Annotated in this window: 21 protein-coding genes, 2 tRNA genes and 1 other annotated feature; of the genes, 13 read left to right on the top strand and 10 right to left on the bottom strand. The window is 33.6% G+C overall.

Going from position 1 to position 23124, the window contains the following annotated elements:
- Window positions 1-4 precede the first annotated feature (4 nt).
- The gene (locus CYAN10605_RS00815; RefSeq protein WP_015218050.1) at window positions 5-2494 is read right to left on the bottom strand and encodes an EAL domain-containing protein; all 2490 of its coding nucleotides are present in this window, start codon (window positions 2492-2494) and stop codon (window positions 5-7) included.
- 228 nt (window positions 2495-2722) lie between these two features.
- Here CYAN10605_RS00815 and CYAN10605_RS00810 point away from each other — a divergent pair, with 228 nt between their 5' ends.
- The 4 genes from CYAN10605_RS00810 to CYAN10605_RS00795 all read left to right on the top strand — a co-directional run bounded on the left by CYAN10605_RS00810 (window position 2723) and on the right by CYAN10605_RS00795 (window position 5094).
- Window positions 2723-3505 carry an LmeA family phospholipid-binding protein gene (locus tag CYAN10605_RS00810; protein ID WP_015218049.1) on the top strand — a complete coding sequence of 261 codons (783 nt, stop codon included), beginning with the start codon at window positions 2723-2725 and terminating at the stop codon, window positions 3503-3505.
- A 41-nt stretch (window positions 3506-3546) separates the two neighbouring features.
- The gene (locus CYAN10605_RS00805; RefSeq protein WP_015218048.1) at window positions 3547-4176 is read left to right on the top strand and encodes a GerMN domain-containing protein; all 630 of its coding nucleotides are present in this window, start codon (window positions 3547-3549) and stop codon (window positions 4174-4176) included.
- A gap of 55 nt (window positions 4177-4231) precedes the next feature.
- Window positions 4232-4963 carry a DUF3153 domain-containing protein gene (locus tag CYAN10605_RS00800; protein ID WP_015218047.1) on the top strand — a complete coding sequence of 244 codons (732 nt, stop codon included), beginning with the start codon at window positions 4232-4234 and terminating at the stop codon, window positions 4961-4963.
- Between the two features lie 57 nt (window positions 4964-5020).
- Window positions 5021-5094, top strand: a tRNA-Met gene (locus CYAN10605_RS00795).
- A 431-nt stretch (window positions 5095-5525) separates the two neighbouring features.
- Here the strand turns inward: CYAN10605_RS00795 and rplL are convergent.
- The 6 genes from rplL to CYAN10605_RS00765 form a co-directional block, all read right to left on the bottom strand.
- Window positions 5526-5912 carry a 50S ribosomal protein L7/L12 gene (gene rplL, locus CYAN10605_RS00790; protein WP_015218046.1) on the bottom strand — a complete coding sequence of 129 codons (387 nt, stop codon included), beginning with the start codon at window positions 5910-5912 and terminating at the stop codon, window positions 5526-5528.
- Window positions 5913-5972: 60 nt separating this feature from the next.
- A complete protein-coding gene (gene rplJ / locus CYAN10605_RS00785; RefSeq protein ID WP_041922585.1) occupies window positions 5973-6512 on the bottom strand; it encodes a 50S ribosomal protein L10 in 540 nt (179 codons plus the stop codon).
- Between the two features lie 87 nt (window positions 6513-6599).
- Window positions 6600-6780 (bottom strand) — a sequence feature (ribosomal protein L10 leader region).
- Between the two features lie 78 nt (window positions 6781-6858).
- Window positions 6859-6932: transfer RNA gene (locus CYAN10605_RS00780), tRNA-Arg, on the bottom strand.
- Between the two features lie 287 nt (window positions 6933-7219).
- On the bottom strand, window positions 7220-7435 hold the full coding sequence (gene rpsR / locus CYAN10605_RS00775; RefSeq protein ID WP_015218044.1) for a 30S ribosomal protein S18: 216 nt from the start codon (window positions 7433-7435) through the stop codon (window positions 7220-7222).
- A gap of 52 nt (window positions 7436-7487) precedes the next feature.
- On the bottom strand, window positions 7488-7682 hold the full coding sequence (gene rpmG / locus CYAN10605_RS00770) for a 50S ribosomal protein L33 (protein WP_015218043.1): 195 nt from the start codon (window positions 7680-7682) through the stop codon (window positions 7488-7490).
- Between the two features lie 336 nt (window positions 7683-8018).
- Window positions 8019-8888, bottom strand: coding sequence for a lipid kinase (locus CYAN10605_RS00765; protein ID WP_015218042.1), 870 nt, complete (start codon window positions 8886-8888; stop codon window positions 8019-8021).
- Window positions 8889-9494: 606 nt separating this feature from the next.
- On the opposite strand from CYAN10605_RS00765, the gene CYAN10605_RS00760 reads away from it, so the two are divergent.
- From CYAN10605_RS00760 to CYAN10605_RS00750, 3 genes are all read left to right on the top strand, one after another.
- Entirely contained in the window at window positions 9495-9713 is a 219-nt protein-coding gene (locus CYAN10605_RS00760) for a DUF4327 family protein (RefSeq protein WP_015218041.1), read from the top strand.
- A gap of 6 nt (window positions 9714-9719) precedes the next feature.
- Window positions 9720-10982 carry a glycosyltransferase family protein gene (locus CYAN10605_RS00755; protein WP_015218040.1) on the top strand — a complete coding sequence of 421 codons (1263 nt, stop codon included), beginning with the start codon at window positions 9720-9722 and terminating at the stop codon, window positions 10980-10982.
- A gap of 218 nt (window positions 10983-11200) precedes the next feature.
- Window positions 11201-11857, top strand: coding sequence for a class I SAM-dependent methyltransferase (locus CYAN10605_RS00750; protein WP_041922584.1), 657 nt, complete (start codon window positions 11201-11203; stop codon window positions 11855-11857).
- A 127-nt stretch (window positions 11858-11984) separates the two neighbouring features.
- Here the strand turns inward: CYAN10605_RS00750 and murG are convergent, their stop codons facing one another.
- Window positions 11985-13073 carry an undecaprenyldiphospho-muramoylpentapeptide beta-N-acetylglucosaminyltransferase gene (gene murG, locus CYAN10605_RS00745; RefSeq protein ID WP_015218038.1) on the bottom strand — a complete coding sequence of 363 codons (1089 nt, stop codon included), beginning with the start codon at window positions 13071-13073 and terminating at the stop codon, window positions 11985-11987.
- Window positions 13074-13257: 184 nt separating this feature from the next.
- On the opposite strand from murG, the gene CYAN10605_RS00740 reads away from it, so the two are divergent.
- Window positions 13258-14097 carry an inositol monophosphatase family protein gene (locus CYAN10605_RS00740; RefSeq protein ID WP_015218037.1) on the top strand — a complete coding sequence of 280 codons (840 nt, stop codon included), beginning with the start codon at window positions 13258-13260 and terminating at the stop codon, window positions 14095-14097.
- Window positions 14098-14499: 402 nt separating this feature from the next.
- On the opposite strand, the gene CYAN10605_RS00735 is transcribed toward CYAN10605_RS00740, so the two are convergent.
- The gene (locus CYAN10605_RS00735) at window positions 14500-15945 is read right to left on the bottom strand and encodes a BCD family MFS transporter (RefSeq protein ID WP_015218036.1); all 1446 of its coding nucleotides are present in this window, start codon (window positions 15943-15945) and stop codon (window positions 14500-14502) included.
- A gap of 425 nt (window positions 15946-16370) precedes the next feature.
- On the opposite strand from CYAN10605_RS00735, the gene CYAN10605_RS00725 reads away from it, so the two are divergent.
- From CYAN10605_RS00725 to CYAN10605_RS00705, 5 genes are all read left to right on the top strand, one after another.
- Window positions 16371-17396: a serine hydrolase gene (locus CYAN10605_RS00725; RefSeq protein ID WP_015218035.1), complete on the top strand. Its 1026-nt coding sequence runs from the start codon at window positions 16371-16373 to the stop codon at window positions 17394-17396.
- Between the two features lie 33 nt (window positions 17397-17429).
- Window positions 17430-18800, top strand: a complete 1371-nt coding sequence (locus CYAN10605_RS00720) for an MFS transporter (protein ID WP_015218034.1) — start codon at window positions 17430-17432, stop codon at window positions 18798-18800.
- Between the two features lie 268 nt (window positions 18801-19068).
- On the top strand, window positions 19069-19704 hold the full coding sequence (locus CYAN10605_RS00715; protein ID WP_015218033.1) for an HAD-IA family hydrolase: 636 nt from the start codon (window positions 19069-19071) through the stop codon (window positions 19702-19704).
- 47 nt (window positions 19705-19751) lie between these two features.
- A complete protein-coding gene (locus tag CYAN10605_RS00710) occupies window positions 19752-20228 on the top strand; it encodes an SH3 domain-containing protein (protein WP_015218032.1) in 477 nt (158 codons plus the stop codon).
- Between the two features lie 682 nt (window positions 20229-20910).
- Window positions 20911-21267 carry an STAS domain-containing protein gene (locus CYAN10605_RS00705; RefSeq protein ID WP_015218031.1) on the top strand — a complete coding sequence of 119 codons (357 nt, stop codon included), beginning with the start codon at window positions 20911-20913 and terminating at the stop codon, window positions 21265-21267.
- A gap of 154 nt (window positions 21268-21421) precedes the next feature.
- Here CYAN10605_RS00705 and hemL read toward each other — a convergent pair whose 3' ends face one another.
- Window positions 21422-22729 (bottom strand): glutamate-1-semialdehyde 2,1-aminomutase, encoded by a 1308-nt coding sequence (gene hemL / locus CYAN10605_RS00700; protein ID WP_015218030.1) that lies wholly within the window; start codon window positions 22727-22729, stop codon window positions 21422-21424.
- Window positions 22730-23124 lie beyond the last annotated feature (395 nt).

The following is a 23124-nucleotide window of genomic DNA, read 5'->3' as shown; positions in this document are numbered from 1 at the left end:
ATATTCAATTAGTATTTTTGGTTAAATAAGTGATAAAATTAAGAGCTGATAATGGTTGAGAAAAAAAATAACCTTGTCCATAATGGCAACCTAAAGCTCTCAAAGAATCTAATTGTGCTTTACTTTCTATTCCTTTGGCGGTAACTTTAATATTCAAAATATTAGCCACAGCAATAATTGATTCAATAATATTTTTATTTTGAGAATTTCTAGGTAAAGATTGAACTAAGCTCTGATCTATTTTTAAGTGTTTAAAAGGAAACTTACTAAGATTAGAAATTGATGTTAGTCCCGCACCAAAATTATCTAAACAAAACTCAATATTAATCGAATTAATATCATTGAAGATACTATCAATAAATTTTTTGTTTTCCTCTAAATATTCTTCTTTTATTTCTATACATAAATTACATTGTCGTAGTTGTTTTTTTCCTGTCAAATCTTTAATATTCTTAACCATTTTTGCATTTTTAAACTGATATTCAGATAAGTTAATACTTATAAGTAAATCTTCGTATCTTTCCCAAAATTTTAAATCATTGATGATAGTTTCTAATATCCATTGTTCTAAAACTAAAATTAAGCCATTTTTCTCTAAAAAAGGAATGAATTTTTCTGGATATATCAAACCTAAATCTTTATTTTCCCATCTCACTAAAGCCTCTGCACTAACAATTTTTCCCGTAAAAATATCGATGACTGGTTGATAGACAATTTTAAATTCATCATTACTAATGGCATTCAAAAAATTTTTTTCTAAAGTGGATTTTCCAATATCAACTTTGTTCATATCATACTGATAAAATTGAAATTGATCTCTTCCATTTTTCTTTGATTGATACATTGCTAAATCAGCATTGCGAATAAGTTGTTTTAATTCCTGTCCATCTTCGGGAAAAATAGTGATTCCAATGCTGGCAGAAATAAAAATTTTTTCTTGAAAAATATAAAAAGGCTTTTTTAATATTTGAATAATTTTATTCGCAATAATTTGTAATTCATGACGACTTTGAACAATGGGAATAACAATAAAAAATTCATCTCCCCCTAAACGGGCTAATAAGTCAGTGCTACGCAATTCTCCTTTCATTCTCATGGTTACTTCTACTAGTAATTCATCTCCAAAATCATGACCTAAAGTATCATTTACTTCTTTAAAATGATCTAAATCAATAAACATTAAACCAGTATTATATTTATTTTCTTCAGCTTGATTTAACAGTTTATGTACTTTTTCTAACGCATAATTACGATTAGGAATTTTTGTTAAATAATCATATTTTGCTTGATATTTTAAAAGGAGTTGTTGCTGTTTTTCTTCTGTTATATCTTCTTTCACTGCAATATAATGGGTTATTGCCCCTACAGAATTAAATATTGGTGAAATTAGCGCTCTCTCCCAATATAATTCTCCGTTTTTTCTTTTATTATGAAATTCTCCTTGCCATTCTTTGCCATTACTAATTGTCTTCCACAGATTTTTATAATCGGTTTCATGGGTATAACCCGACTTTAAAACACGAGGATTTTTACCTATTACTTCTTCTTTTTTATATCCTGAAACAGTTTCAAATTTGGAATTAACATATTGTATATTTCCCTCCACATTAGTAATAACAATTGAAGCTGGACTTTGTTCAGAAGCACGATATAATATCTTTAATTCTTGCTCCATTTTTTTCTTTTCACTAATATCAATAAAGGATAGTAAATAAGCATTATCATCATTCCAAATAATTGGTACTGCTCTCATTTCTACTGTAATTAATTCAGATTGCGATCGCAGTATTTCTAACTCACCAATTTTATTTAACTCTAAAGGAACACCTAAAGTATTTCCCACCATTTGTTCATGAGTGCGATTGAATAATTTTTCCGCTTCTTCATTAAGAAATAAAACCTTTCCATCTAAATCTAAAACAACCATACTATGAAAATGATTGTTAATAATTGTTTTTAGTTTTTTCTCTGCTTTTTGCAGAGAAATTTGGGCATTTTTTCTCGCTTCTATTTCTGATTTCAAAAGCCTGTTTTGTGTCTTTAAACTATTCGCTAAATTACTAATTTTTAAACAAGTATTTACCCTTGATAGAAGTTCAGGGTAATGAATTGGTTTTGTAATATAATCGATCGCACCTAATTCTAATCCTTTAATTTTATCTTCTGAGCTATCTAAAGCAGTTAAAAAAATGATGGGAATATCTTTAGTTTTACTTGATTTTTTTAGTAAAGAACAAGCCGTAAAACCATTTATATCAGGCATCAAAATATCTAATAAAATTAAATCCGGGACTAATTGACAAATTTCTCTAATTGCTTGAAAAATATCTGTGTTAGTTACAACATTAAAACCACTTTTATGAAGAAAACGACCAATTAAACTCAAATTTATTCTATCATCATCAACAATATAAATTAAAAAAGAATCTTCTTTAGTCGGTGCGATTTCATCAATCAATTTATCTCCCTCATTCCGTGGTAACTTAACACTCATTTTTCAAATTTTCAAAGTGGCAATGAAAAACCATCAAACACTTATTGTCGAGTTTACTGTATAAATTATCACTCCATAAACAAAGCAATAAATACATTTCTTTATTAACTGAATACTTCCAAGATTAAATAGAAAAATACTAATATTGAACAAAAAAATAATATTAAGATGTAGAATATTAACGCTAATAAATAAAAATATCTAAAAGTTGATTAAAATATAAATAATATGGAAATTTTTACTACTATACTAACCATTATAGTATCGAGCTTATCTTTCGGGGGATTATTTGTTAATAATTCTTTAACCAAAGTAATTGAAAAAAACTCAGAAGAAGTAAGGCAAATAGATGTTAGAGTTAATAGTGTTCCCACTCACCAACTTTTAAAAGGAAAAGCAGATTCTATTCAAATTAGTCTCAAAGAATGGCAACCTCGTGAGAATATTTCCTTGGAATTAGTCGAAATAGAAACCGATGAAATCAACCTTAACTTATCTTACTTAAGAAATCTCAAGAAAATAGAACAAAATGAGTGGAAAAAAATACTAAATTCGCCTCTTAATTTAGCGGGAAGAATTATTATTAATCAAGATGATTTGAACAACATACTTACGTCTTCTCAAGCAAAATCAATTATGGCTAAATTAGCAGAAGAATCCGATGTTCAAATTATGGATCTAAAATTAGATTTACAAACAAATAACCGTATTCGTATCGATACTAAAGCCAAATTACCCATTAGAAAAGAAGAATTGTTAAATATTAATTTAGAATTTACCCTAGACTTAATTAAGGGTCATAAACTAAGAATTACAGATGTTAAGGGAACATTAAACAACAGACAACTATCATCTAAACTATTACAAGGATTTGCTGATAACATAAATACTCAGTTAACCTTACAAAAGCTAGAAAAATACGGCGTTATTGCAAGGCTATTAAAATTTAAGATAGAGGATAATAAATTGGAAATCGCAGGATTTGTTCATCTTGATAACCAATCCCCATAAAATAAATAACTAAGTAGTCACTATCAATTACAGTAACAATTATGGCAAAAGATCAAAAACCAAATTCTTTTTTCTCGACTAAAATTATTGCTTCCATTGCCACTACAGTTTTAGCAGTAGGGACTTTTGCCGCATGGTATGCTTATAGTAACCTAGAGTCGAAAAATCAAGTTAGTCAACCAGATGACACCGCCCCTACAGATGTAGAAGTAATTCCTGACAATCCAGCCAATAATCAACAACAGCAAGTCGCAATATACCTGTTAGATGAAAATCTCCAATTAACTCCCAAAAATATTCCCCTGACAAAAGAAGAAAATCCTCAGTCAGCCCTGACTACAGCTTTTAATCAGTTATTATCTGAAGAAGAAAGTCAGGATAGTGCAATCCCCTCTGATACAAAATTAGAGAATTTAGAAGTAAAAGAAGATGGTATTCACCTAAACTTATCAGAAGAATTTACTCTCGGTGGGGGTAGTGAGTCAATGATTTCCAGATTAGGACAAGTCATTTATACTGCTAGTAGTTTAGATCCTAATGCCAGTGTTTGGATTAGTGTAGAAGGGCAACCTCTGGATGTTTTAGGAGGAGAAGGATTAATTATAGAACAACCAATAACAAGGGAAATTTTTGTTCAATCTTTTGCCTCTTCTAATTCTTCAGAAGAATAGATAATATTGTCGTCAATAACTGTAACTTAATTTATTAATAATGCTATTTATCTCCATGAAAAAGATATTTATTTTTTTAGCCTTATGTCTTTGCTTAACTGGATGTGTTCGCTATGATGTCGGCATTCAATTCCCACAGGCTAATCATGGTACAATGATTCAACATATCAAATTGGGTGAACAACTAACCAACTTCAGCGAAAAAGAAGGGAATGCGTGGTTAAATAGTATTGAACGTCGTGCATTGAAATTACAAGGAAAGAGTAAAAGACTTTCTCAAGATGAATTAGTGGTGACAATTCCTTTTAGTAATGGTCAAGATTTGGTTAAGAAATTCAACCAGTTTTTTATTCCGACATTGGGTGATAAATCTTCTCAAAAAATCTCAGATGATAATTCTAATAGTCTTTTGGATTTATCTGCAAAGATGTCCATTAAACAAAATAATTTATTGTTTTTGGAGAGAAACACCCTTAATTTTGATGCAGATTTAACTCCTTTGGGAGTCGTATCCAGTGAAGGTAACATCATCATTTCTTCTGGAGACTTAATTAACCTACAAATTCAGTTTGATTTTCCTTTGGGTGCTAAACTCACTACCAACGAATTTGCCCAATGGGAAAAACTACCCAACAATCAATACAATATTCAATTATCCGCAGGGCAAATCAATCAATTACAAGCTGTCTTCTGGCTTCCTAATTATATCGGTTTAGGTGCAAGTGCGATCGCACTTTTCATCATCCTAGGATTTTATCTAAAATACCAAAAACTCCCTCTTATTTAAAAATATTCAAATTAAGGTTGCATTTGTTAAGAAAAGACGTTAACATAGTAGATGCGTCGCGGGATAGAGCAGTCAGGTAGCTCGTCGGGCTCATAACCCGAAGGTCGGTGGTTCAAATCCGCCTCCCGCCATTTTTATTAAGCTCATATAGTGATTTCGACTGGGCTAAGGCTTATTTCTCAAGAGAGACAAGATAGTAGTTGAACTTATTTTCACAAACAAGTTGGCTGTGGATATGAGAAATATTGCAATGAATGCTCATAAATTCTTCTTTTTTCCCCTAAGAAAATTGCCTGATTTCAATATCTCCTAAAATTTATTTGAAGAATTATATAGAAAAAATATTCAGATCAATTACTCCTTTCAAAAAAAGATGAATAATCTACTTTTGGAGTTATGGTAAAAATTAATGCTGAGAAAAAGCTACTTAAGTGATGTATCTGTAGAGCGACGAGAACTAAATCTTGACCTATGGAAAATTATTTAACCTTATATTTTTTAACCTTGAGAAGAAGAATTGGGAAATTTCCCAACTCTTAACACCTAACCTAACGCCAAGTAACTATTTAACGGTTACTTTACCACCAGCTTCTTCCAACTGTTTCTTGATGTTTTCAGCTTCTTCTTTGTTAATACCTTCTTTGATAGCTTTAGGAGCAGATTCAACTAACTCTTTAGCTTCTTTTAAGCCTAAACCAGTGATAGCACGAACGACTTTGAGAACGCCCATTTTAGCATCACCGAAGCTATCGAGAATAACATCAAATTCGGTTTTCTCTTCAACTTCTTCTGCAGGAGCGGCCGCACCGGGAGCCATCATCATCATACCACCAGCAGGAGCGGCGGCACTTACACCAAATACTTCCTCGATTTGTTTAACTAACTCGGAAGCCTCTAATAAGGTTAAAGTCTTTAACTCTTCAACAATATTTGCAACTTTATCAGACATTAAATGTAATCTCCTATAAACTATGTAAACACTAAAAAATCGACACTGAAATTACGACTCTTAAGCCGCTTCTTCCTCTTGCTTGGCTCTGTAGGCTTCGATACCACGAGCAATAGAAGCAGGTACTTCTTTGACTCCGATCGCAATTTTTGCAGTAATAGAATTGATCGAACCTGCAATTTGAGCAATAAGTTGTTCCTTGGTGGGTAAATCTGCTAAAGCCTTAACCTCAGCTTCACTGAGGGCTTTACCTTCCATCACACCACCTCTAAGAGTTGTTTTTTTGCTCTCTTTCGCAAAGGCTTGATAGGCTTTAACTGCACTTCCGATGTTTTCTTCATCCGCCAAAATAAACGCAGAAGAACCCTTCAAAAACTCGGTCATCGGTTGCCAATTTTCATCACCTTCGATGGCTTTACCCATTAAAGTATTTTTGGTTACTTTACAGATAGTTCCGCCTTCTCTTAAGCGATTACGCAAATTAGTGATGTCAGCAACAGTCAGCCCTTGATAGTCTATTACCACCGCCAAGCGAGATTTTTCTAGCAACTGTTTGATTTCAGTTACTTCTTGTTTTTTACTCTCTAATGACTTAGAAATGACTCTCACCTCCTCGGGTGTTTTATGTTCTTTTTTGCGCCATTGATTAACTCAAGGGAGTGATTAAACTTTTGATTTATTAACCAACAGACAATAAAAAAAGCCTTGCTACAATTTGCACGGCATTAGGTTGATGTATCGCGGTAGATTTTTACTATAGTTAGTTAATCTTGAGACAGACCTTATGTTTGATCTGTAATTCGCATCAACCTAGGCAGGATGATTAAGCTATTGCCCCTGCTGTCTTCGGCTGTCGCCAAATATAATTTAGAAAGAAATTATAAATTAGTTTAAAGACATTAAATGATTCTAGCTAATTTTCATTTGCTTGTCAACCAAATAGCTACGAGTACGGAGGGATTTGAACCCCCGACACCCAGAACCGGAATCTGGTGCTCTATCCAACTGAGCTACGCACCCAATTTTTAAAGCAATGATGGTACTTAGTTTAGTATAGCAGTTCTCAATAGGTTGTGATATTTTTTATTGTATTTATTAAAGCCTCGAAAAGCTCAATCAATAATTTTCCAATAAAAACACTAAACGTTACATTATTTTAATAAAAATCCATCTCAGAACTTAAATTTAATTGCTATATATCTCCCGTTAATTGAAAAGAATAATAACCGTTTGGGAAAAGTTAACGGGAGTCTTTTTTACACATTAAAGTGATTTAGAATATTAGCGACTAAACCTTCAAATTAAATTTAACCTTCCACGTTTAAGAAAGGTAATAAAGCTAATTGTCTAGCTCTTTTTACAGCATTGGTTAAATCTCTTTGCTGACGAGCGGTTAAGCCAGTGATACGACGAGGAAGCATTTTCCCTCTTTCCGTTACGAATTTATGGAGTAATTCTAAATCTTTATAATCTATTTTTTGATTTAGAGGAATAGGAGATAATCTTTTACGAAAATAAGCCATAATTTACCTTTAATTTTTTACTTTAATTTTTTGAAAATTGTACCGAATAAAACTATTTAATTTCTTTGTGAATAGTATGTTTATTGCAATGGGTACAGAATTTTTTAATTTCCATTCTACCAGTGGTGTTTCTTCTATTTTTCATGGTAGTATAGCGAGAAACCCCTTTAGAACGTTTGTCAGGGTTTGTACGACACTCTGTACATTCAAGAGTGATGATAATACGGACACCTTTTTTACTTGCCATTTTTTTAGCTTAAGTTACTATGGGAGTAATTTTATACACAATCTACTATTATCTTATATTGACCCCTTTTTTGACAAGCCCCCAGTGAAATAATCAATAGTTTTCATAGTCAGAAAACACTTATGGAGAGAGGAAAAAGTTAAGAGGCAAAGATATTTTAGGCTCTATTACTTTGAATACGTGAATTATTAGTTAGGGTAGGCAAGAGGCAATAGACAATTATTAAATAATAATTTATAAATTTTTAGCTTATATTCTGCCATGAATAGTATTCAGGCATTACAAAAATTCTTTTCTATTAATTTATCATGACCACATTCTGAAGAGTCATAATATTTAGGGTACAAAAACTTTTAAAGCATGAGGAATAACTTTAAATTTAGCTGGGGTAATAGTGGTAATTTCACCATCGGTGTTGACACTATAAGATTTATAAGTGTGGATTTCTATTTCTTTGCCTTCTATGGTCCTTACCCATTGTAATTGATGATGTTCTCCTTTTGGTAGATGCCAAATTAAAGGGAATATTTGCCACCAGTGTTGTAGTTCAATGCTATATAAATCAAGTCTTTGATCATCTATTGCGGCATCATTTGCGATCGCCATCCCACCTCCGTAGTATCTACCATTACCGATCGCAATTTGGACGGTTTTAACGGGTAAAGTTTCGTTATCCACCTTAATAGTGGCAGAAAAACGCCTAGCAGTGCTGATAACTTGTAATGCTGTGATGGCATAGGCAAAAACTCCCCAACGACGCTTCACACCACGAGACAACTTTTTTGTAATATCAACACTTAAACCCATACTGGCGACATTAAAGAAATACTTGCCGTTAACCCACCCTAAATCAATAGACTTTAATTTACCGTTACCAATAACATTACAAGCCTCTCTCATAGCTAAAGGAATATTTAAGGTTCGAGCTAAATCATTTGCCGTTCCCAATGGTAGAATACCTAGGGGTAAATTAGTTTCCACTAAGCTATCAACTACCGCATTCAAAGTTCCATCACCACCGCCCACAATGACAAAATCAATTTGATGATGGTATTCTCTGACTACAATTCCCAACTCTTGGGCATCTTTGACTGGTTTAATAATCAATTCCAAGTCATGGGCATAAAAATACTCTACAGCTAAAGGTAAAGACTTTTCACCCTTACGGGAATGACGATTAATCAATAATAATGCTTTGCGACCCATTTTTGTTAATCAGGTTTATTATTTAGCTTAGTTATATCAGTTATCTGACAGGTTTGGGAGATAAATTAGGTGGTAGTTAAAAGTCAGAAGTTTTTATAATCTCAGTTTGATGACAAGAATATTTAACTGGGGCAGGTTTTAGGTGTAAGGTTGCAGGTTTCAGATTTTAATTAACTACAAATTACTGATTGATAATTTACCAAATAAAAGGAATTCTAACAGTTAATGTTGATTAGCTCATAAGTTAAAGAAAAGATTAAGATTACTTTTTCAGTCTAGTAAAAGTATTTTTATCTGAGATAATGAGTAATAACTCTCTAACTTTTTTGCAAATACTTATTTGTTTAGGAGTTAGTAAAAAAAAGATACTTGGGAATTTATCAACAGAATTTTTGCAGTTTTTTTAGTAAAAATTGACTGTTTTTATATATGCTTTCAGTAAAGCTCATCAAGAATAATCAATAGATTCTTTGTTATCTTATATTATCAATATGAATTATTTATACTATTGATAAATATCAGTCAATCTTAATTTTTACCAGATAGTTTTCCAGATGAATTCTCTTTGAGTTGTATTGAAATAGATGTTATTAATGGGATAAAATTATGAGTGTTAAAACTATTTATTCTGTGGGTATTATTAAACAAAAAGCGAAAGAATTAGTCTCGAAAGGATTAATTAGTAGACAACAACCTATTTATACTCTATGTAATTTTATTCCTGCGGGAGAATGGCACACAATTGAAATAGAATTAGAATTTAATGGTTATTTATTGAGAGATCATATTATTGATTTAATTCAACCTGAAACTTGGGAAGATTAAGAAATTGTGGACTCATATTTTGATTTAGTAATTTTATCTAATGGGCCAGGGGAAATTACAACATGGGTTTTACCTATTGTTAAGCAAATTCGTTCTTTATCCACTATTAATCAAGAAAATTTGCGTATTTCTTTAATTTTATCTCCTTGTCCTCATGCAACGGGTAATGAGGTTAATATTGCCCGTAAATTGCCTGAAATTAACCGTATTTTGGGAGCTGAAAATTTTTTCTCATTTTTATTATGGGGAAAAACAATAGATAATTGGGAGTGGTATCAACGAGGATTGGTTTTATTTCTAGGAGGAGATCAATTTTTTACTGTTGTTATTGCGAAAAGATTAGGTTTTTTAAGTTTAGTTTATGCTGAATGGGATGCAAGATGGTATAAGTATATTGATTATTTTGCTTTGATGCAACAATCTATTTTGGATAAAATACCCAGCTATTTTCATGGTAAATGCCATTTGGTTGGGGATTTAATGGCGGATATAACATCTAATAACCTACAAAACATAGGAAGTAATGAAACAGTTAAAATTGGACTTTTGCCCGGTTCTAAATCTGCAAAATTAACCCAAGGTGTACCTTTTTTAATGGCGATCGCATCTTATATATATAAATATAGTAATAATGTGGAATTTATCATTCCTGTTGCTCCAACTATTACTCCAGAAATATTAGCTAGTTACGGGAAAAAAGAGAATAATAATTTAATTGAACAATTAGGTAATATTACAGGGGAATTAATTACTATTAATAAACAACTTTATTTACAAACATCTGACGGAATAAAAATAAAATTAATCACTAAATTTCCCTGTTATGAAGAAATAACACAATGTCAATTATGCTTAACAACCGTAGGGGCAAACACCGCACAACTAGGCTCATTAACTATGCCGATGATTGTTTTAATTCCTACCTATCAACTAACAGCAATGAAATCATGGGATGGAATCTTAGGGTTATTGGCAAACTTACCAATTATTGGTGATTATTTTGCTAAATTAATTAATTGGATAGTTATTCAATATACGGTGAAAAATAAAAAACTTTATGCTTGGCCTAATATCTGGGCAAAAAAAGAAATTGTCCCTGAATTAATAGGACATTTGAAAGTAGAAGAAGTGGGTAATTTAGTATTAGATTTGTTGAATAATGAGGATAAATTGAAGCAAATAAAATCGGATTTGCAGAAACTCAGAGGAAGTGCTGGAGCTAGTGAAAAAATAAGTCAAATTGTTGCTAATGTTATTAACAATAAATAAAGCAATTTATGGCTTTTACACAGTAAGTATGACAAATTAAGTATGACAAAATACTATAAAATAATTAGTACAAACTTTAACTGACAAGGATTTGTTCAAGTAAACAATGCAATTCTTCATAAATTAACAATTTTAATTCAACCTAAAACTTGCCACCTGAAACCTTTTTTTAGGGATAATTTATTATATCCAAAGTAAGAGAACCCAATTTATCAATGATAGAGCGTATTTTAGAACCTGAAGTCATGAACGACGACTTAGAAGCCCAAGAATATGATCAAATGGACTTCACAGAAGTTAACACAGATTTCGCCCTTCTTGCTAGTAAATTAGGAAAAGAACAAAGTAAAGTGCTTGACGTTGGTACTGGTACAGCCAGAATACCTCTAATACTAGCTGATTTTTGCCCTCAATGGCACATTACGGCTATTGATTTAGCTTCATCTATGTTAAAAATAGCGGAAAAAAATATTCAGGAGAAAAATAAATCATCCCAAATTTCTTTACAGTTAGTGGATGGCAAAAAAATGCCCTATCCTGACAATAGTTTTGATTTAATTATTTCTAACAGTTTGATTCATCACATACCGCAACCTTTGGAATTGCTCAAAGAAATTAATCGGGTTGTAAAAACAAATGGAGCTATTTTAATTAGAGATTTATTCCGCCCTGAATCGGAGGATGATATAGAAAAAATTGTTCAAGAAGCTAACTTAGATTATAGTCCTCGACAGAAACAACTATTTAAAGATTCCTTACGGGCGGCCTTAACCGTTGATGAAATAAAAGATTTAGCCCATGAAATGGAATGGCACTCAGCTAAAGTATATCAGTCTTCTCCTCGTCATTGGACGTTAAGACATAGTCTAAACTGATTTCTTGGTTAGGAGTTATAAAATAGGTTTCAGGTTTCAGGTGTCAGGTTTCAGGTTTTAATTAATTACTAACTACTAATTTTTAATTACCATTGCCTTTTGCCTCTTGCCTCTTGCCTCGTCTTCATCAATATTTTTTATTCTCTCGCCGAGTATAAGTTAATTCATTCATAATTATATGTGCGATCGCACTTGCACTATTTCTATCAGCTAACTGTTGAGCATGGGAACTCATTTTCATCAATTTATCATGATTATTTAACAAATCTAGTACAGTTTCTGTTAATAGTTCTGGGGATAAATGTTCTTGCCTAAACATCAAAGAAGCCTCAGTGTTAACAAATTCTTGACCATTAAAAAATTGATGATCTTCTGCGGCAAAAGGATAAGGAATCAAAATGGAGGGAGTTTTAGTAATGGCTAATTCCGTTAAACTTCCAGCACCTGAACGACTAATGGCCAGATTTGCCCTTTGTAATAATGCCCCCATTTTATCATAAAAAGGCATTTCTAAATAGTGAGGATGGGTAAATGTTCCGATTTCATCGTCTTGATTGCCTGTTAAATGGACGATATAAGCCCCTGTGTCCAGTATTTGAGGTGCTGACCGTCTGACCAATTTATTCAAGGCTACTGCCCCTTGTGACCCCCCCATAGCGACAATTAGAGGAACATCGTCAGGAATATCTAATGGCAAAGTTTGGGGTTGTAAAAATTCCTCTCTAACGGGTGTACTTACCCATTGGGTTTTACTTTTGGGTAAATATTTTTCTGTACCTCGAAAACCGATAGCCACTAATTTACACCATTTTCCGAGTAACTTGGTTACTTTCCCGGGTATATAGTTAGATTCGTGTAGAATAACGGGAATTTTGGCTAATTTAGCGGCAATAATGGCAGGAGCGGCAATATAACCCCCTGTGGTGAAAACTATCTCTATTTTACTCTTTTTGATAATTTGATAAGTACGTGCGATCGCACTGAGCATTTTACCCATGACAAAAATAGTTTTTATGCCGAAACTGGTTTGAAAACCCTCAATATCAACGGTATGTAAACGGTAATCTGAAGGCACAAGGGTAGTTTCTAAGCGATTAGGCACACCTAACCATTGAATGTGATAATCAGGTAACTGTTGAGCTACAGCTAAAGCAGGGAATAAATGCCCTCCTGTGCCACTGGCGGCAATGAGTAAACGAGGTTGTTTCACAGACACGAATATCTATAAATATAAATTATCAATTGTTCGGAATAATAAATTATACTTTGTAAAGGATAGAGTTTTGAATTAATAATTCAAGAATTAAAAATTAAGAAATAAATAATAGACCATAATTATTATCTAACTTCAAACTCCAAACTCTTTATTTATTCGTCCAAGCAATTTCACTGAGGAAAAAATGATTTATTTCTGGCATCAAGTATATAATTTCTGTCACCAGATTACCCACCGCATTGGGGAAAGTTTACTAGCGGATTTTGCTCAATTAGAACCAACTCGGAAAGCCGATGGTAGTCTAGTAACAAAGGCGGATAAATGGGCGGATGAGGAGTTAAGACTGGGAATTAAGCAATGTTTTCCCACCCATGGGGTTTTGACGGAGGAAACCGAGCATATTTTACCCCCTAATGAATGGTGTTGGGTAATTGACCCTATTGATGGTACAACTAATTTTACCCGTGGGATTCCGATTTGGGGTATATCCATCGGCTTACTTTATCGAGGTATTCCTGTTTTCGGTTTTGTTCATTTTCCTCAAGTACAACAAACTTATCATGGTTATTATTATGGTAATACGGGATTAACTGGCCCCAAAGGTGCTTTTCTCAACAATAATCTTATTTCTACCAGTGACGCATCTCCTACCATGAATCATGTGGTGACAATGTGCAACCGCAGTTTAGATATTCTCAAACACGACTTTCCCTGCAAAGTTAGAATTACTGGTGTGACAAGTTACGATCTTATTTCTGTCGCTTGTGGTGCTACGTTAGGGGCGATCGAAGCTAGTCCGAAAATTTGGGATGTTGCTGGTGCTTATCCTATACTTTTAGCCGCAGGGGGAAATTTTGTCCATATCGATCCAGAAAATGCTTTTCCTCTTACTAAAGGAGTCAATTATGGTAATATCAGTTTTCCTTGTTTAGCAGTGGCAAAAGAGAATTTAATTTCTGTTTTTAAGCCTTTAGTAGAGTCAATTTATCAACCTAAATCTTTACTTAACCTCAGTTCGGTTTAAGAATATCCAACAAGGTTAGGTGTCAGGTTGCAGGTTGCAGGTTGCAGGTGGTAGGGGTTTTTAGCAAGGGGCTTAAGCCCCTTGTTTAAGTCAGTTCGGATTAAGGCAATTTTATCGTTGTTTCTAAGAAGCTATAAGGTTTTCTGACTAGGAGAAAATAATGCTTTCAGCTTATCCCGAACTCAGGTTACTTATTTCTTAATTAGACTTCGTTGTAGAAATCCGGCAACAGGCAACGATAAAAAATTGACTATTTCTCTAGGGAAATTGATTTTAATTTTAATTTTGCATTTGTGTCTATTATTACCATTGCCTATTCTCCATTCCTAATTCCCAATCTAAACCGAAAAATCATGGCTTAATTCGCCAATGCCCAATATTCTTGCGCCCAACAAAGGTTAACTAATCTAAATCTCCTTCCATAACCATAGCTGTTGCTTTACGGGTAGTGGCCTGAAATTCCTGAACATTAACCCGATTTAAAAGTGCGATCGCACCTATGATACATAAGGCTTCACAAACAAAAACCAAGCTATAAGCTAACCAAGGATTGTTAAACAAAAAACGCCCTAAATCGAGAATCCATCCCCCCACAGCGATGGCGATACCACGGGATAAGGATTGAGCCAACCCCCAAGCCCCCACAAACGTTCCAGCCGTCTCAGCCACCGTTAAATCAAGCATTAAACTAATCGCCCCGATAGTCGTAATTCCAGCCGCAATACCAAATAACACCATCGCCCCTTTTAATACAGAAGGAGTCTGAGTCAAACCGGAAAAGATAATCAAACCAAAAGATAAAGCTACTAAAATACAACCTAAACGAGTAGTATTATTTTTACCCAAACGAGGAACAACAAAAAAACCTGTTGTGCCATATCCCAATAAAATACCCATTCCCCAAAAAGAGTTTAATAAAGTAGTATCTCCTATGGGCATATTAAAAACCTCTGCCCCATAAGGCTCTAAAACCGCTTCCTGCATAAATAAACTAAGAGTAATCATCACCAAAAAAGAGAAGAAAATACCAGTTTGACGAGAAGAAGTTAATATCTTGAGAGCTTTTTTAAAACTAACTCCTTCCTCTCTATCTTGAAAAGACGAGCGTTGCCGAAAACGAGAATATTTTTTCTCCACTCCCCAAGTTGCCACCAAAGTCAAAATCACCACAATTATCGGCACAACAAGAAAAATACCGTTAATAGGAGCTTGTAAAGTTGCTAAAGGTATCCCTTTACCTTCTACCCCCGACAAATTATTTAACAAAATTTTTCCCGATATACCCCCAATAACAATACCTACCATCAACATTGACCAAATGGTAGCCACAATTTTTGAGCGATTATCTTCATCGGAAATATCCACTAACAAAGCAGTGAAAGGAGTTGAACAAGCCCCCGTTGCAATACCTTGAACAACAAAAACAATTGCTAAAAGAATGCTAACAAAAATCGTCACGTTATTCCATTGCCAACCATTATTAATGATGATATTACTCCCCAATAACCATACCAGTTGAATAGCGAAGAAAATAGCAATACCTGAAATAATGACTCCTAAACGAATATATCCTGTGCGATGAAAACCAAATAATTTTTTGCCATCGGATAATTGCCCTAACCAAATGCGAGTAGGAGACACTAATTGAGAAATCGCTAATACCCCTGCGGCAATAGAGGCAGGAATACCCAACTCTGCAATCATGACTCGATTTAAGACTGCTAAGGTTAATACGGAAATTAAGCCAATACCTAAGTTAAATAAACCTAGGCGAAACATAGTTAGAGTATTAACTTTCGGAATGGTTGTGTCTGATAAAGAGATAGATTGATAATTGTTGCTTGTCATTGTTATTTTTCGTTATTTTTCTCAATAAATTTTACGTCGATGAGCAATTAAGATGAAAGTAACTCTAAGAATAATGAGTTAGGGGTATTGTGTTAAGAGTTAGAAGTTATTAATTATTAATTATCAACTATTTACCTTTGCCCTCCCTCCTAATTTAGGGGAGATAAAGGGCAGGGCTGTTTCAAAGTAAAAAATTAGGTTAACTGAGATTAAGGGAGAGTAAGATATACAAGGATTTTTTTTATTAGTTAAAACTTTATGAATAAAAATCCCCCTATTTCCCGCACTTTTTTTTTCTCGAAAATGAAACAGCCTTGGGGATAAAGAGGGGTTTGCCCTTTTCACCATCACTCTATAGATGAAAATTTATCTCAAACTCAGGTTATATAAATTGATTTTAATTTTAGTTTTGTCAGAGGTTGATTATGGTTAAGTGGTTTCGTCGTGATTTTCTCTCTATTTTGACTTTAGCTTCTGCAGGCACTTTTTTTACTCCTATGATAAGTAAAGCAATTAATTCTGATGATTTAGAAGCAAAAATTTTTCCTTTATTTACGAATTTACCGGGTAAGTCAACTATGAAGATAAAAGCAGTAAGCCAAGGTAATTCTATGGATGTTTCTCTTAACAGTGATATTCCTCTTTTTTGTGGTAGTAGTTTCAAAGTTTTTGTTTTAACGGTATTTTTGCGACAAATGGAGGAAGGAAAGGTTAATTTTGAAGAGGAGTTGGTGATAAACGATGAGATGAGAGTGCTTTCTAGTCCGGTTTTTGGGGGTGTATCGGGCAAAACCACTGCCTTGATTGCCTTAGAGGCGATGATGATGCACAGTGATAATACCGCAACAGATTTGATTATGGCTTACGTCACTCCTCAAGCGGTAAGAGAATTTATTGCGGAAATCGGTTTAGCAAATACTTTAATTCCCGATAGCATTAGTGTGATGTTTTCTTATCTTTTAGGGGCGAAAAATGGCGAGGATTGGGGATGGGAAAAGATAAATCAAGAGATGAATAGTCCTAATTTACCCGCTAGAAGTATTATTAATCAAGAACAAAGCTCGATCACCGAAGGTGCGGCTACGCCGAGCGCATCTTCTACTGATTTTGTTAATTTTTACAGTCGTGCTTTACAGGGAGAGTTTTTCAAACAAGAAGAAACCTTAACGGAATTTAAACGTATATTAAGACTTCCCGCCATTTTAGATAAATTTATTCCTTCTGGGGCGATTGGTTATGTTAAAGGGGGAAGCATCGATTTACAACCCCAATACGCTTTATGTTTGGCAGGGGGAGTTAATTTTTCTGCAGATACATGGGCTTACTATTCCTTTATGATTAATTGGGAAGATTCTACGGGCAAAGAAACCGCCAATATTTCTAGTAATTTCCTCAATTCTGTTAAAGCTAGTCTGAAAATTATTGAAAATGCAATCTACAATGGAAGATAAAGTTTTGTAACAAAATTAACCTTCTTAACTATTGTGAGTTTTATCAATACCTTTAAAGCCGTTGAAAGAGATAAGTTAGTTAATTTATTTATTCTTTTTTTCTGTGCTTTGTTTTTTTGGATGAGTTTAACTAGCCTAATTCCTACTCTGCCTTCTTATCTTCAGAATATAGGGGCAACGGTGAAGCAAGTAGGTTACATTATGGGTTGTTTTGCCATTGGTTTACTTTTATCTCGTGTATGGTTAGGAAAATTAGCAGACGAAGGTTTACAAAAATTTATTAATTATCTTCCTTTTCCTTCTGGGATTAATAATTTTATTCTCCGTTTTTTTCGTCGCTTCTTGGGGAAATTAGTTTATTATCCTAGTCGTAAGGTTGTAATTATCATTGGTACAATTGTCGCTTTTATTGCACCTTTAGGATATTTATTTTTTGATTCTTTATCAGAATTAATGATTAATCGTGCTTTTCATGGAGTGAGTATTGCGGCTTTTACTACGGGTTACAGTGCTTTAGTGGTAGATTTATCACCCCCGAAACAAAAGGGGGAGTTAATTGGTTATATGAGTTTGGCTGTGCCGATTGGAATGGCTATAGGTCCTGCTATGGGGGGATTTTTAGAGGTTTACACCAGTTATGAATTTCTATTTCTCCTTTCGGCCAGTTGCGGTTTAATGGCGTTAATTTTGGCTTGTCAGATTCGAGAGTTAGATTCTCAAGTTGATAAAAATCAAAATATTTCTGTGTCAGGGGAAATATTAAGTAAAGAGTCTTTGATTAACCGTGATTTTAAAGAGTTAATTTTTAGTGCTTCTTTTGCAGTACCTGCTTTAGTTTTACTCTTGATTGGTTGTCTTTTTGGTACTCTAGTCACATTTTTACCCTTATATATTCGAGATTTAGGACTCAACTTTAATGTTGGTTTCTTTTATACTGCGGCTGCGATCGCATCTTTTGCAGTACGTTTTCTTTCAGGGAGAGCATCTGATAAATATGGCAGAGGTTTATTCATCAGTGGTAGCTTAATTTGCTATATCTTATCTATGATTTTCCTCACCTTTGTTCAAGATAATATGATGTTGATTCTTTCGGCAATATTAGAAGGAATAGGTGCAGGTGTATTAGTTCCTATTACCCTTGCTTTAATTTCAGATCGTTGCAGTGCGATCGAACGTGGTAAAGTATTCGCAGTATGTGTTAGTGGTTTTGATGTGGGGGTTGCTCTCGGTGGACCGGTTTTAGGTAGCTTAATTCTTGATTTTGGCTATCGTGTACTCTTTGGTGTGACAGCATTAATGGCGATCGCAGCTTTGTTAATTTTTATCGGCTTTAGTAACAAAAATATAGCTAACTCATGGAAATTTGCATGGGGTATAAGTAGTGATTTATATGCAGTGAAATAATGGCTCTATCACTTTGAGTATGTAAATTATTAGTTAAGGCAGGCAATAGGTAATTATTAAATAATAATTTATAAACTTTTAGTTTTTATTTTACTATAAACACTATTCCATATAAGTTATAGAAGTTATTTCCTATTAATTTATCATAACCACACTCTGAAGAGCCAAAATAATTAATTTTTTATTAAAGTTTCTTGGTAAAATTAGGAAAAAAAAGGAACGGAAAAAATAGAATTAAAATTTCGATTTATAAGTTATAAAAGGTGTCATGGAAAATAAAATCAACTTAGATAATATTGAGGCAATAATCTTTGATTTAGGTGGTGTAATTATAGGTGTAGAAATGGAAAGCCCTTATCAAACACTATTAAAAATTAGCCCTAGAAATGAGCAAGAATTACTGTCTGAATTAAAACAAATAGCCTATGAGTATGAAATAGGAAAAATAGAAGATATAACCTTTTTATCTGCCATCAAAAAAAAAGCACAAATTGATTTAGATTTAGTAGAAATAGAAAATATTTGGAATCAAATGCTAAACTATGTTCCTGAATATATGGGAGAATTACTAGCTAAAATTAAACAGGAAAAAAGGACATTTATTCTAAGTAATACTAATCCCATTCACATCCGAGAAGTAAAAAAAAGATTTGCCCAAAGTGTAAAAGAATATACTTTTGAATCCTTGTTTGAGAAAATATATTATTCCCATGAAATAAGTTTACATAAACCAGATCAAGCAATCTATGATTATGTTGTCAAAACCTCAAAACTTAATCCCCTTCGTACCCTATTTATTGATGATAATTATCATAATGTGATCGAAGCAAAGAAATATGGTTTACAGGCAATACATATGAATCCTGTAATGAATTTAGATAAAATTTTTCCCTTCTATAAATAATTTGCTAATATCTACTATTAAAATCTCACATTTTCCAATCATTAAAGATGAGTATATCGAGCTTGTTCCAATTTTTAATCGGTTTTTTCCTCGGAATAATTCTTTTCACCGCAGGAATTGCAGGAGGCGCATATTTTTTCCTAACCCAAGTCTCAGGCAATCCCCCTAAACCGAGTTTCCCAGAAGAAAACTCCGCCGTAGAAGAAATCCCACAACCTGATGAATCTTCCAATCAAGCAGAAACAGCAACGGAAGAAACAGCCAAAGAGACACAAGAAACCACAACCAATGAAGAAACAGAAGATTTACCAGAAGGAGCTTATAGGGGTAAAGTAATATGGTCTACTGGTTTAAGTTTAAGGGCAGAACCCGGAATCGATTCAGAAAGAATTGGAGGAGTGGGCTATAACTGGGAAATTGTCATTCTTGGAACAAGTGACGATGGCGGTTGGCAAAAAATTCGTATTCCTAGCAGTGGGCAAGAGGGCTGGGTTAAAGCAGGTAATATCGAAAAAATAGATTAACTTCTGCAAAAATCAGGCAATAGGGAACAAGTAATGGGTAACAGGGTTAATATTGGCGTTTTCTTAACAATAATTGATTTTTATTTTAAATTCAGTCAGTGTCTATTAAATTAGGGATTGCTTAAAAGTGTTTGGGTAAAGTGAGGAAAAGGCGAGGCAAGGAATAAGGGCAAAATGTTCCACCTATTAGAAATTAAAAACCCTGAACTCAGAATTCGGATTGTTTAGTGTAGCTTTAGCAAAAAAATCATTGTGGGAACATAAAAGACATCAAATAAATCTAATAAAAATAGTTGAATTTAAGAATTGATCTTACTTTCAGATTTTTTTAATGACTATCTTAGTATTAATATCTTTTAATTTGAAAAATGTATTCTAAATTACACTTTTCTAAGTATAAATAATAATTTTTGATATAAAAATATAAAATTAAACTGCTATAACAATATATTTATTTTTCATAGTAAATCATTTTTTTGTGTGAAATTATTATTATTACTTTGTTTTTTTTCAAAACTTTAACTCTTATTAAATTTTATTTAAAGTTTTTGTCCTAGAATGATAAATTATTAAGCAAAATTTTCCAAAACATATTATCATTACCACTATGATAATATCCTAGTTTTATTAGCAATAAAATTTAGAATTGATCGTCATACTATAATGAGGAGTTCTACCAGTTATGAATAATCAGCAAATTTGTACACCGCAAGGAATAATTGACCACAACAATGAAAGTCTATTTCAAGAAGAGTTATTAAAATTTATTGACAACACAAAGGAAAAGGATGTTGTTGTTGACTTTAAGGGTGTTGAGTTTGTTGATTCTAGTGGTTTAATTGCTCTGGTGCGTATTTATCAAGAAGCGAAAAAACAGGAGAAAAACCTATATCTTTTCAATGTTTCCCCTTCCGTCAGAATGATATTTGAAATTAGCCGTTTAGATAAGGTTATCGGCATAAGAGACAAGGATTATAGGCAACAATTAGAAAGTGACGATTCCACCGACGCAGGCGCACCTTCGGTGAAGGCAGCTTAATACAATATTTCTTTAATAATATTTATTTAATAAATTAAGAGGTGACAAGGGGGATAACCCCCCTGTTTAGCTTTCAGCTATCAGCATTCAGTCAATTATTATCTATTTTTTGTTTTTAATTGTCAACCTCTCTAATGGACTTATTTACTGTTAGTTAGGCAGGAATTTCTTTCAACACTTCTTCCGCCATGGCTAAAGTTTGGTTTATATCCTCTTCGGTGTGAGCAATAGAAGTAAATCCAGCCTCAAACTGGGAGGGTGCTAAATATACTCCTCTCTCAAGCATTCCTCTATGAAAACGGGCGAATTTACTGGTGTCAGCTTTTTTCGCATCATCATAATTATGAACCTCTTCACCAGTGAAAAACATGCCAAACATACCACTAATATTACCGCCAGTAACCTTATGACCAGTATTTTTAGCAATAGTTAATAAACCACTTATTAGTTTATGGGTAATTTCTTCCAAATATTCATAAGTGCCGGGTTTTTGTAATAATTCAAGGGTTTTAATTCCTGCTGTCATAGCTAAAGGATTACCAGACAAAGTACCAGCCTGATACATGGGGCCAGAAGGAGCAACCATTGCCATGATTTCTTTTTTACCACCATAAGCACCCACAGGTAAACCACCGCCAATAACTTTTCCTAAAGTTGTTAAATCGGGAGTAATACCGAATTTAGCTTGAGCTCCACCATAAGATATGCGGAAACCAGTCATTACTTCATCGAATACCAATAAAGCACCATTCTGCTCAGTAATTAATCTTAAACCCTCTAAAAAACCCGCATCAGGGACAATAAAACCAGAGTTACCCACTACCGGCTCAAGAATAACCCCCGCAATTTCATCAGGATGATCGGCAAATAATTTTTTCACCGCTTCTAAATCGTTATAAGGTGCAGTCAAAGTATCAGATGTAACGCTTTTAGGTACTCCGGGAGAATCTGGTAAGCCGAGGGTAGCAACTCCAGAACCTGCCTTAACTAAAAACATATCGCCATGGCCATGATAACAACCTTCAAACTTGATGATTTTGTTTCTACCTGTATAGGCTCTCATCAATCTTAAAACAGAAATACAGGCTTCTGTACCAGAGTTAACAAAACGCACCATTTCAATGCTTGGTACTGCATCAATCACCATTTCGGCGAGGATATTTTCTAAATAACAAGGAGCGCCAAAACTTGTACCTTTTTCCAAAGCCTCACTTAAAGATTTGATGACTTCAGGATGAGCATGACCACAAATTGCAGGTCCCCAAGTCCCAACATAGTCAATATATTTATTTTCGTCCACATCCCAAATATATGCACCTTTTACACGGTCAAAAACAATAGGTTGTCCACCGACAGATTTAAAGGCTCTTACAGGAGAATTAACTCCTCCCGGCATTAATTTTTGGGCCGCGGCAAAGATTTCATCGGATTTAGTAGTTTTGAATGATACTGTATTTACCAAAGTGATCTCCTTCTCTATTCTTTTTTTGGTTATTTATTTATTTATAATCTCTATATTTTACTGACATATCGGTTTTACTGCTAAATCTACCTTTGTTTGACGTTAACTGAGAACCCATATTAGTACATTAAAACTAAAGCGTAAGGTCTTCAAAATCAATTTTAACCTCAGTTCGGTTTAAGAATATTGGATGAGGGTAGGTTTCAGGTGTCAGGTTGCAGGTTGCAGGTGTTAGGGAGATGAGAGGAGAGGGTGAGAGGGGGAAGTAGGGGCTTAGGGTTTTGGGGTGGTAGGGGTTGAATGAAGAAAATACTCATCGTTCAGGCTCTATAAATTCGTGCTAACTTATGTTAAGTATTATTAAAATCATTAAAATTGCCATAATCTTATCCTAA

The organism is Cyanobacterium aponinum PCC 10605 (assembly GCF_000317675.1).
Taxonomy (GTDB): domain Bacteria; phylum Cyanobacteriota; class Cyanobacteriia; order Cyanobacteriales; family Cyanobacteriaceae; genus PCC-10605.
This window is presented reverse-complemented; position numbering and strand designations above follow the sequence as displayed.

What these genes read in the sequence shown, in the direction of transcription:
- CYAN10605_RS00705 (WP_015218031.1), top strand. Translation starts at nt 20,911, where the DNA reads ATGAATAATCAGCAAATTTGTACACCGCAAGGAATAATTGACCACAAC.
- CYAN10605_RS00740 (WP_015218037.1), top strand. Translation starts at nt 13,258, where the DNA reads ATGATTTATTTCTGGCATCAAGTATATAATTTCTGTCACCAGATTACC.
- CYAN10605_RS00810 (WP_015218049.1), top strand. Translation starts at nt 2,723, where the DNA reads ATGGAAATTTTTACTACTATACTAACCATTATAGTATCGAGCTTATCT.
- CYAN10605_RS00800 (WP_015218047.1), top strand. Translation starts at nt 4,232, where the DNA reads ATGAAAAAGATATTTATTTTTTTAGCCTTATGTCTTTGCTTAACTGGA.
- CYAN10605_RS00735 (WP_015218036.1), bottom strand. Translation starts at nt 15,945, where the DNA reads ATGACAAGCAACAATTATCAATCTATCTCTTTATCAGACACAACCATT.
- rpsR (WP_015218044.1), bottom strand. Translation starts at nt 7,435, where the DNA reads ATGGCTTATTTTCGTAAAAGATTATCTCCTATTCCTCTAAATCAAAAA.
- CYAN10605_RS00725 (WP_015218035.1), top strand. Translation starts at nt 16,371, where the DNA reads ATGGTTAAGTGGTTTCGTCGTGATTTTCTCTCTATTTTGACTTTAGCT.
- CYAN10605_RS00805 (WP_015218048.1), top strand. Translation starts at nt 3,547, where the DNA reads ATGGCAAAAGATCAAAAACCAAATTCTTTTTTCTCGACTAAAATTATT.
- CYAN10605_RS00765 (WP_015218042.1), bottom strand. Translation starts at nt 8,888, where the DNA reads ATGGGTCGCAAAGCATTATTATTGATTAATCGTCATTCCCGTAAGGGT.
- rplL (WP_015218046.1), bottom strand. Translation starts at nt 5,912, where the DNA reads ATGTCTGATAAAGTTGCAAATATTGTTGAAGAGTTAAAGACTTTAACC.
- CYAN10605_RS00710 (WP_015218032.1), top strand. Translation starts at nt 19,752, where the DNA reads ATGAGTATATCGAGCTTGTTCCAATTTTTAATCGGTTTTTTCCTCGGA.
- rpmG (WP_015218043.1), bottom strand. Translation starts at nt 7,682, where the DNA reads ATGGCAAGTAAAAAAGGTGTCCGTATTATCATCACTCTTGAATGTACA.
- CYAN10605_RS00760 (WP_015218041.1), top strand. Translation starts at nt 9,495, where the DNA reads ATGAGTGTTAAAACTATTTATTCTGTGGGTATTATTAAACAAAAAGCG.
- CYAN10605_RS00815 (WP_015218050.1), bottom strand. Translation starts at nt 2,494, where the DNA reads ATGAGTGTTAAGTTACCACGGAATGAGGGAGATAAATTGATTGATGAA.
- CYAN10605_RS00715 (WP_015218033.1), top strand. Translation starts at nt 19,069, where the DNA reads ATGGAAAATAAAATCAACTTAGATAATATTGAGGCAATAATCTTTGAT.